This window comes from Dissulfurirhabdus thermomarina (genome assembly GCF_012979235.1).
Classification (GTDB): domain Bacteria; phylum Desulfobacterota; class Dissulfuribacteria; order Dissulfuribacterales; family Dissulfurirhabdaceae; genus Dissulfurirhabdus; species Dissulfurirhabdus thermomarina.
The window spans coordinates 704639-713503 of sequence record NZ_JAATWC010000001.1; the positions used below are offsets into that span (position 1 = coordinate 704639).

Consider the following 8865-nt stretch of genomic DNA (forward strand, 5'->3'; position numbering starts at 1 on the left):
GGGCGGGGCTCAGGCCGCGTCCCGGAATTCCGGGGGACCGATCTCCTCGAGCAGGGCGTTCATGTCGTTGACCTCCTTCAGGAAGGCCCGGTTGCAGACGGTGCAGATGGCCGTCAGCCGCAGCCGCCGGATGTCGAGCCCGTGGGCCTTCATGAGCTGGTAGGCCGCGTCCACGCGCCGGGCCAGGGCCTTGTAGGCCCCTTCGTAGGGGCATTCCTCGCCGCACGACATGATGAGGATGCCGCCGATGCCCTTTCGAAAGCAGTCCAGGTAGAACCGCTCCGGGAAGAGGGCCGGGGACCGGACCCGGAGGATGTAGGTGTTGGCCGGGTAGGGGGAATGGGCCTGGCCCACGGAGTTCGCGCCGGGGTAGGCGCAACTGTCCGTGGCCAGGATCAGGATCTTGCCCCCGCCGGGTGCGCCCGACATGGCACGGGCCCTACTTCTTCCGGCGGACGTAGTGCTTGTCGTAGCCGTCGGCCTCGACGTAGCCGAGGTACTCGTGGCCCACCTTGCCGGCCCACGCGGGGATGTCGGTCCGGGTCCCCTCGTCGCTGGAGAGGATCTCCAGGACCTCCCCGACCTTCACCTTCCCGATGCCCTTCTTGGCCTCGAGCAGGGGGCCGGGGCAGGCGCTGCCCCTGGCGTCCACGTTGGCGGCGGCCTGGATGCCGGCGAGATCTGCGGTGCTCATGCGATGCCTCCTTCCTGTTCCTGGTCGTTGTCGCGGGTCTTTTCGACGCGCAGCCGGCGGGGGCCGGTACCGAGCAGCCGGTACGCCCCGCCCGGCAGCACCCGCTGGAGCACCTCCGCCGGTTCCATCGTCTCCCACTTCACGTCGAGGACGCCGCCCACCGGCAAATCCCGGAAGGCGCGGCTCACCTTGAGGAGAAGGAGCGGGCCCACGAGGCCCCGGAGGTCCAGTTTGCGGGTTCGTGCCGTCACGGCTGCACCTTTCGGCCCTGGAAGGGAGCAAGGGGCGTGCCGGGCGGAGGCGGGCCCGGGGCCGCCAAGAACTTTAAGTGTTTTCAATTAATTGTGTACGCGGGGGCAAGCGCCGGGGGCGTGGGGTTGCCGGTGGATCGTTAAGATGTTAAAGAGATCGCGGTTAAATTTAACGTTACCTTGACGGGGCCGGGGCCCCGCGGGGGACGAGGAGGCCGCCATGCCCGCCGACGCCCGCGCCACGGCCGTTGAACTCGAGCGCTACTGGAAGACGGTGGTGGACACCATCCAGGAGGGGGTGATGATCGTGGACACCCGCGGCACCATCGTCTCGGTGAACAAGGCCTTCGAGGCCCTCACCGGCTACGGGGCCGGGGAGATCGTCGGCCGTCCCTGCACCACGCTCAACTGCAACTCCTGCGAGGTGGTGCGGGAGCGGGACCCGTGCGGCTGCCACTGGTGCCTCCTCTTCCGGCGGGGGGAACTCTCGCGCCAGCGCTGCGTCCTCATGCGCCGCGACGGCACCTATCTCCACGTGCTCAAGAACGCCTCCATCCTCCGGGATGCCCGGGGCGAGGTCCTCGGCGCCGTGGAGACCATGACGGACATCACGGAGCTCATCGAGAAGGAGAGCCGGATCGAGGCCTTCCGGCGGCAGCTGCGGTCCCAGGAGGCCTTCCACGGCATCGTCGGCGCCTCGGCCCCCATGCAACGGGTCTTCGACATGATGACCAACGCCGCCCGGTCCGAGGCGCCGGTGCTCATCCTGGGCGAGAGCGGCACCGGAAAGGAGCTGGTGGCCCGCGGGATCCACGAGCTCGGCCCCCGGCGCCGGCGGCCCTACGTCAAGGTCAACTGCGCGGCCCTCAACGAGGCCCTCCTCGAGAGCGAGCTCTTCGGCCACGTCAAGGGGGCCTTCACCGGGGCCTGGCAGACCCGGAAGGGGCGGTTCGAGGCGGCGGCCGGGGGCGACATCTTCCTCGACGAGATCGGGGACCTGCCGCCCTCCACCCAGGTGAAGCTGCTGCGGGTCCTGGAAGAGAAGGTGATCGAGCGCGTGGGCGACAACCGTCCCATCCACGTGGACGTGCGGATCATCTCCGCCACCCACCGGGATCTCGCCGCCATGGTCCGGCGGGGGGAGTTCCGCGAAGACCTCTACTACCGTATCAACGTCATCCCCGTCCACGTGCCGCCCCTCCGGGAACGGCCGGGCGACATCCCGCTCCTGGCCGAGACCTTCTTCCGCCGGATCCAGCTCAAGAGCGACGGGCGGCTGGAGGGGATCGGCGGCGCGGCCATGGAGCTCCTCATGCGCTATCCCTGGCCCGGCAACGTCCGGGAACTCAAGAGCGCCTTCGAGTACGCCGCCGTCACCGCCCGGGGGCCCTTCCTCCAGCCGGAGGACTTCCCGCCCGACATCGTCCGCTGGGGGCGGGGCCGGGGCGCGGCCGCCGCCGGCCCCGCCGACCGCAGGGCACTGGAACGCCGGGAGCTCGTGGAGGCCCTTCGCCGGGCGGGCGGGAGCCGCACGCGGGCGGCCCGGCTGCTCGGGGTCTCCCGGGTCACCGTCTGGAACCGCATGAAGCGCTACGGGGTCAGCGACGCGGATCTCTAGGCGGCCCGGCGGTCAGCCGTCCTTCTGGGTGTGGCAGAAGAAGCAGCCGCAGTCGGGGTTGGGGACGTCCGCCGCGCAGCCCTGGTAGTCCCACCGGAGCATGTCCGGGTAGGGGGAGCCGTGGGCCCGGTGGCACGAGACGCAGGCCACCTGGTCGCCGGGCTCGATGCGGGCCGCGTCGAAGGCGGCCAGGTTGGGTTTCGCCACCGGCACCAGGGGGTTGTAGGCCGTGGCGTTGTCGAAGAGGGGGGCGAACTCCCCGTCCAGGGGGATGGCGTAGTTGGTGGGGTGGCGCAGCCAGGGGCTGTCGCCGCCGCCGTTGTCGGTGCCCCACCACTCCGTGGGGAACCCCGGGGAGTGGAAGTGGTAGTGGCAGCCCGCGCAGAACTTGCTGATGGACTGCGGGTACTCGGTGTCGCTCCCGTCGCCGCCGTAGTAGATGTTGTGCGCCGCCGGGGTGGGGGCCTGCTCCCAGTCGGGATCCTCGATGCCGAGGACGCCCCGCCCGCCGAAGCCCGCGTGCCCCACCGGGTTGCTCAGGAACCGGTACCAGCCGCCCTCGGCGGGGACCGGCTCGCCGGGCGGGTCGGTGCCGTGGTGCCGGGTGGTCTGGTGGCAGCCCTGGCAGCCGTTGGGCTCCTCCGGGGAGGGGTCGGGCAGGGTGAGGCTCACGTGGCAGCTGGTGTCGCCGCAGTAGCCCAGGAGCCGCCCGGGGGCCTCGGAGAGGAACTGGTCCGCCGCCGAGATCCCCCGCACGTTGTGGCCCTTGGTGTCGTCGCCGGCGGCCACCCAGTGGAAGTTCCCCCCGGCGAGGACGGACGAGGGGGAGCCGTCGGGGGGGTAGGCGGGCTCCGCGGCGTTGTTCACGATGGGGACCCGCTCTCCGCCGCCGAGCTGGACGATGGTGGCCGAGCCGGCGTTGGAGTGGCAGCCCACGCAGTCGTTCCGGGTGAGGGCCGGGTGCGGCCCCCCGGCGGCCACGGGGCCACCGTCCTGGCTCTCGTGCATGGTGTGGCAGTCGGCGCAGGGGCCCTGGACGCGGCCGGCGGCGGAGGCGGCGAGCGCCAGGGCCGCCAGGAGGCACCCGGCCCCGTGGATCCACTTCATGGCACAATTATGCCGTTTTTTCGCTGAAAGGCAAGAAAAAACAGTATAACCGGTACATTGCCGCCACTAAGTGCGTTTTTAGGCCCAATTCCTCGGCTGGCGCGTGTCTCAAGGTGTGCGGAGGCCGGCGGGGGCCCCGTGTTTGCCTGTCCCGGCGGCCTGCGCCCCCGTCGGCGGCCGCGGCCTATGACCCCGCCCGTGCCCCCGGCCCGGGTGCCGCCTCGCCGGCCAGGGCCTCGAGGTCGGCCACCAGCCCCTCGATGCAGGAGAGCCCTTCCCGCCAGAAGTCCGGGTTCCGGAGGTCGATGCCGAAGGGGCGGAGCAGGGCGTAGGGGGTGTCGCTCCCGCCGGCGGCCAGGAGCGCCAGGTAGCGTTCCTCGAAGCGGGGCAGCCCCTTCCGGTACAGGGCGTAGAGGGAGAGCACCAGGAGCTCCCCGAAGGCGTAGGCGTAGACGTAGCCCGGCGCGTGGAGGAAGTGCCCCACGTAGGACCACCAGGCCCCGTAGCCGTCGGTGAGGGTGACGCTGTCGCCGAACATGGCCTGCTGGGTCTCGAGCCAGTGCGCGGCGAAGTCCTCCGGCGCCAGCTCGCCCCGCCCCCGGCGGTGGGTGTGGATCCGGTCCTCGAACCGGTTCATGGCCACCTGGCGGAAGACCGTGGCGAAGACGGACTCGATCTTGGCGCCCAAGAGGCCGAGGCGTTCCGCCGGGTCGGTGAACCGGCCGAGGAGATCCTGGAAGACCAGCATCTCCCCGAAGACCGAGGCCGTCTCCGCCAGGGGGAGCGGGGTCTGGCTGTTGAAGTAGCCGCCCTCGGCGGCGAGCACCTGGTGGACGCCGTGGCCGAGCTCGTGGGCCACGGTCTCGACGTCGCGGGCCGTACCGGTATAGTTGACCAGCACGTAGGGGTGCACCTCGGGGACGGTGGGGTGGGCGAAGGCGCCTCCGGCCTTCCCCGGCCGGACCGGCGCGTGGATCCAGCCCTCGTCGAAGAAGCGCCGGGCCGTCTCGGCCATGGCCGGGGAGAAGCGGCCGAAGGCCCCGAGGACGGTCTCGCGGCATTCCGCCCAGGGGATCCGCCGCTGCGGGAGGCGGGGCAGCGGGGCGTACCGGTCGTAGTCGAAGAGTTCGTCGAGGCCCAGGAGCCGCCGCTTCAGGCGGTAGTAGCGCCGGACGATGTCGTAGCGGCCGGTGACGGCGGTCACCAGCGCCTCCACCGTGGGATCGTCCAGCTCGTTGGCGAGGTTCATGGAGCTGATCCAGGAGGGATAGCGGCGGAGGCGGTCCTGGATCATCTTGTCCGCGAGCACCGTGTTGAAGACGTGGGCGAGGACGTGGGCCTGGGACCGGAGGCCCGCCGTCACGGCGCGGGCGGCGGCGGCGCGGGTGTCCCGGTCCGGGTGGTAGAGGTCGGTGAGGACCTCCTCCAGGGTCCGCGGCGGGTCCCCGAACCGCTGGGCGGCGAGCACCTTCTCGAAGAGGGTGGTCCAGCTCGGCCGGCCCACCGGGGCGAGGTCCAGGAGGAGGGCCTCCCGGGTCTTCGACAGGAGGTGCGGGCGGAACCGCCGGGCCGCGGCCAGGTAGTGCCGGTAGCGGGCGAGCCGCGGGTCGGCGAGGAGGCGCTCCGCCGTTTTCGCCGGGGCCTTGGCCCACTCCAGGTCGAAGAAGAGGACCTCCTTCTCCACGGCGCTGGCGAACTCGCGGGCCGCCTGCTGGAAGGCGCCCGCCGCCGGGTCGTTGACCCGGGTGGCGAAGTCGAGCCCGGCGTAGGCCGTGATGCGGCCCACCCGTTCCGCCAGGCGCTCGAGGCGCCGGACCAGGTCGCGGAGTTGCCCGGCGTCGAGGTCCTTGACGCGCCCGGCGTGGCGGGCCGCCAGCTCCCGGGCCTCGGCGAGGCAGGCCTCGCGGTCCGCGGCGAGGCGGGGGTCATCGGGGCCGGCGTAGAGGTGGGAGAGGTCCCAGACCACCTCCTCGGCACCGGTGGGCGGGGGGCTCTTCTCGTTCATCTCGTTCATCGCGTCCCGCCCGCCGCTCAGTAGACCGCGATCCGCCCCGCCGCCTGTGCCTCCCAGAGCGACCAGGCGCCCGCCAGCTCGCCCTCCACCACCTCCCGGGCCCGGGGCATGACCTCGGCGAGGAGGCCGATCTCCGGCAGCCGGAGCTTCACCTCCATGACCTGGGGTTCGTCCACCGGGCGGCCGATGCGGCTCACCATGAAGCAGTAGGCCTCTCGGACCTCCGGGATCTCCTTCACCAGGCGCCGGGCCACGCGGCCGGCCGCCACGTTGTAGATCTTGCCCACGTGGGTGAGGGGGTTCTTGCCGGCGGCGGCCTCCATGACCATGGGCCGGTTCGGGGTGATGAGGCCGTTGGCCCGGTTGCCGCGGCCCACCTGGCCGTCGTCGCCGGCCTCGCCGGAGGTGCCCGTCACCGTGAGGTAGAGGTCGCCTTCGCCGGGGTGGTCCGCCGTGTTGACCTCCACGGACACGGCGTGGGCGGTGAGCGACTCCGCGTAGACCTGGACCAGGGCCTGGAGCTCCTCCTTCTGCTGGAGGTAGTCGCCGGCGTTCTCCACGAACCGGTCCACGAAGGCGCAGGCCACGGTGAGGGAGATCCGGTCGCCCCGGCGGACGCCCATCACCTTGACGTCTTCGCCGGCGGCCGGGTGTTTCGCCTTGAAGTCCGGGCTGTTCAGGTAGCGTTCCACCTGGAGGACCACGGTCTCGAGGTCGTCCAGGGGCGCGTAACCCACCCCGCACGAGGTGTCGTTGGCCAGGGCGACGCCCGTCCGGGCCTCGCGCAGGAAGAGTTCCACCAGTTCCCGGGAGCCAGGGCGGATCCGGCACTGCACCCGGAGGTGGCGGTCGGGGTCCAGGGCGTGGAAGTGCTCGCGGAACCAGGCCCGGGCCTCTTCCACGGCCAGCTCTTCCACCGGGAGCTTCTTCCCCTTGTACTCGGTGACGGCCCGTCCGGCCAGCGTGATCTCCATGGGTTCGTCCACCTCGCCGCCGCCGAAGGCGGGCCGCGAGCGGCCGGCGAAGAGGAGGCCCTTGTCCACGTTGTGGTGCAGCACCACGCCGAACTCTTCCCGGTACAGGCGGCAGAGGGCGGTGCTCAGGCGTTCCGCCAGGGCGTCGCAGATGGTGTCGGGGTGGCCGAGCCCCTTCCGTTCCACGATCTCCACGGGTAAGGTGCCCACGGGCGGGCTGGGCAGGAGCGATATCTGGAGGTTGCGCATGGGGACGTCCTCGTCCGGGTAGTCCGGGCGCCCGGCCGGGGGGGGCGGCGCCCGGCCCGCATGTAACCCCAAAATCGTCCCGGTGTCCACCGGTTCCATGCAGCGAATCGACGCGCGCGGCGGTCCCGCCGGCCGGCCCACCCCGGCCGAGATCTTCCTGGCCTTCCTGCGCCTGGGCCTCGTCGCCTTCGGGGGACCGGCCATGGTGGCCTACATCCGGGATCTCGCGGTCACCCGGCGGCGGTGGGTGGCGCCGGCGGTCTTCGAGGAGGGGATCGCCCTCTGCCAGTCCATCCCCGGGGCCACGGCCATGCAGGCGGCGGCCTACGCGGGGCTCCGCGCCGGGGGCGCCCGGGGGGCGCTGGCCGCCTACGCGGGCTTCGGCCTGCCGGCGGTCTGCCTCATGACCGGGCTCTCCGAGCTCTACCTCCGGACGCGGGAGATCACGGCCGCCGCGGCCCTCTTCGGCGGGCTCAAGGTGGTGGTGCTCGCCCTGGTGGCCAACGCCGCCGTGGACTTCGGCCGCCGCTTCGTCCGGGATGCCCGGGACGCCGGGCTGGCGGCGGCGGCCGCCCTTTTCCTCGCCGCGGGCGGGAGCCCCGTCCTCGCCGTGGCGCTGGCCGCCGGGGCGGGCCTCGTCCTCTACCGGGAGGTCACGGGCGCCGCCCCGGTGCCGGGGCCGCCCCCGGCGGGGTGGCGGGCCCTGGGGCCCGCGGCGGCCGCCGCCGGGGTGCTCGCGGCCTTCGGCGCCGCCCTCTTCCGGCTCCGGCCCGATCTCTTTGCCCTCTTCGCCGTGATGGCCCGGGTGGATCTCTTCGCCTTCGGCGGGGGGTACGCCGCCGCGCCCCTCCTCTTCCACGAGGTGGTGGAGGCCCGGCGGTGGCTCGACGCCGGGGCCTTCCTGGACGGGATGGCCCTGGGCCAGGTGACCCCCGGGCCCATCGTGGTGACGGCCACCTTCGTTGGGCACCAGGTGGCGGGCGTCGCCGGGGCGGCGGCGGCCACCGTGGGGATCTTCGGCCCCTCCTTCCTGGCGGTGCTGGTCGGCGCTCCCACCTTCGACCGCTTCCGGGGCTCGGCCCCCTTCCGGCGGGGGGTCCGGGGAGTCCTGGTCACCTTCGTGGGGCTGCTGGCCGCCGTGGCCTTCCGCTTCGGCCTGGTGGTGCCCTGGCGGCCCGCCGCGGTCCTCATCGGGGTGGGGGCCTTCGCCGCCCTGCGGCGCGGGGTGAACGTGCTCTGGGTGGTGGCGGCGGCGGGCGCCTCCGCCGTGCTGCTGCCCTAGGAGGCCGGACGGGCGGCCGGCCGCCGTCACCGGCCCGGGCGGGGAGGAGGTCTCCTACGCCTACGACGCGGCGGGGCGGCTTTCGGGGATCGAGCTTCCGGGCGCGGGGCGCATCACGGTGACGGGCTACGCGGCGGGGCTTCCCGAGGGGCTGGTCTACCCCGGCGGCACCACGCGGGAGCTCGCCTACGATGCCTTGGGCCGGCCCCGGGCCATCGAGGTGCGGGACCCCGGCGGGAACCTCCTTCTCCGCGAGGCCTACGGCCGGACTCCGGCGGGGCTGGTGACGGCCCGCGAGACGGAGCGGGGCCCCCATGCCTACACCTACGACCCGAACGCGCGGCTTTCCTCCGCGACGGGCCCGGTCCTTCCGGGCGAGGCCTACACGTACGACCGCTCGGGCAACCGGCTGACGGCTGCGGACGTGGCCGGGGCCTGGGTCTACGACGCGGACGACCGGCTGCTGGAGACGCCCCTTTTGCGCCTTTCCTACGACGCCTCGGGGCGGACGGTGCGCCGGGTGTCGGCGGGTCGTGAGCTCCGCTTCGCCTACGGTCCGGCCGGTCGGCTTTCCCGGGTGATGTCCGGGAACGGGACGGAGGTCGCCCGCTACGGCTACGATCCCTTCGGGCGTCGGGTGTGGAAGGAGGTTTCGGGCCGTCGGGTGTTCTTCTTT

The 8865-nt window shown here is 72.7% G+C and carries 8 protein-coding genes and 1 pseudogene; 3 read left to right on the top strand and 6 right to left on the bottom strand.

The features are described from left to right. Positions 1-9 precede the first annotated feature (9 nt). From HCU62_RS03360 to HCU62_RS03370, 3 genes are read right to left on the bottom strand one after another with little or no spacing between them, the layout of a single operon-like run. Entirely contained in the window at positions 10-429 is a 420-nt protein-coding gene (locus HCU62_RS03360) for a hydrogenase iron-sulfur subunit (protein WP_163298394.1), read from the bottom strand. A gap of 10 nt (positions 430-439) precedes the next feature. Continuing rightward, on the bottom strand, positions 440-694 hold the full coding sequence (locus HCU62_RS03365) for a sulfurtransferase TusA family protein (RefSeq protein ID WP_163298395.1): 255 nt from the start codon (positions 692-694) through the stop codon (positions 440-442). Beyond that, positions 691-945, bottom strand: coding sequence for a sulfurtransferase TusA family protein (locus HCU62_RS03370; protein ID WP_163298396.1), 255 nt, complete (start codon positions 943-945; stop codon positions 691-693). Before HCU62_RS03370 ends, HCU62_RS03365 begins: the two co-directional genes overlap by 4 nt. Before the next feature lie 220 nt (positions 946-1165). Here HCU62_RS03370 and HCU62_RS03375 point away from each other — a divergent pair, with 220 nt between their 5' ends. After that, complete coding sequence (locus HCU62_RS03375; protein WP_163298397.1) at positions 1166-2563, top strand: sigma-54 interaction domain-containing protein; 1398 nt, start codon at positions 1166-1168, stop codon at positions 2561-2563. A gap of 12 nt (positions 2564-2575) precedes the next feature. Here HCU62_RS03375 and HCU62_RS03380 read toward each other — a convergent pair whose 3' ends face one another. From HCU62_RS03380 to HCU62_RS03390, 3 genes are all read right to left on the bottom strand, one after another. Beyond that, positions 2576-3670: a cytochrome c3 family protein gene (locus tag HCU62_RS03380; protein ID WP_163298398.1), complete on the bottom strand. Its 1095-nt coding sequence runs from the start codon at positions 3668-3670 to the stop codon at positions 2576-2578. Positions 3671-3854: 184 nt separating this feature from the next. After that, the gene (locus HCU62_RS03385) at positions 3855-5684 is read right to left on the bottom strand and encodes a M3 family oligoendopeptidase (RefSeq protein WP_309474786.1); all 1830 of its coding nucleotides are present in this window, start codon (positions 5682-5684) and stop codon (positions 3855-3857) included. A gap of 17 nt (positions 5685-5701) precedes the next feature. Next, positions 5702-6907, bottom strand: coding sequence for a methionine adenosyltransferase (locus HCU62_RS03390; protein ID WP_163298402.1), 1206 nt, complete (start codon positions 6905-6907; stop codon positions 5702-5704). A gap of 97 nt (positions 6908-7004) precedes the next feature. Between HCU62_RS03390 and chrA the strand changes: the two genes are divergently transcribed. Further along, positions 7005-8189 carry a chromate efflux transporter gene (chrA, locus tag HCU62_RS03395; RefSeq protein WP_163298399.1) on the top strand — a complete coding sequence of 395 codons (1185 nt, stop codon included), beginning with the start codon at positions 7005-7007 and terminating at the stop codon, positions 8187-8189. A gap of 118 nt (positions 8190-8307) precedes the next feature. After that, positions 8308-8865: pseudogene (locus HCU62_RS03405) on the top strand (hypothetical protein); the annotation flags it as partial.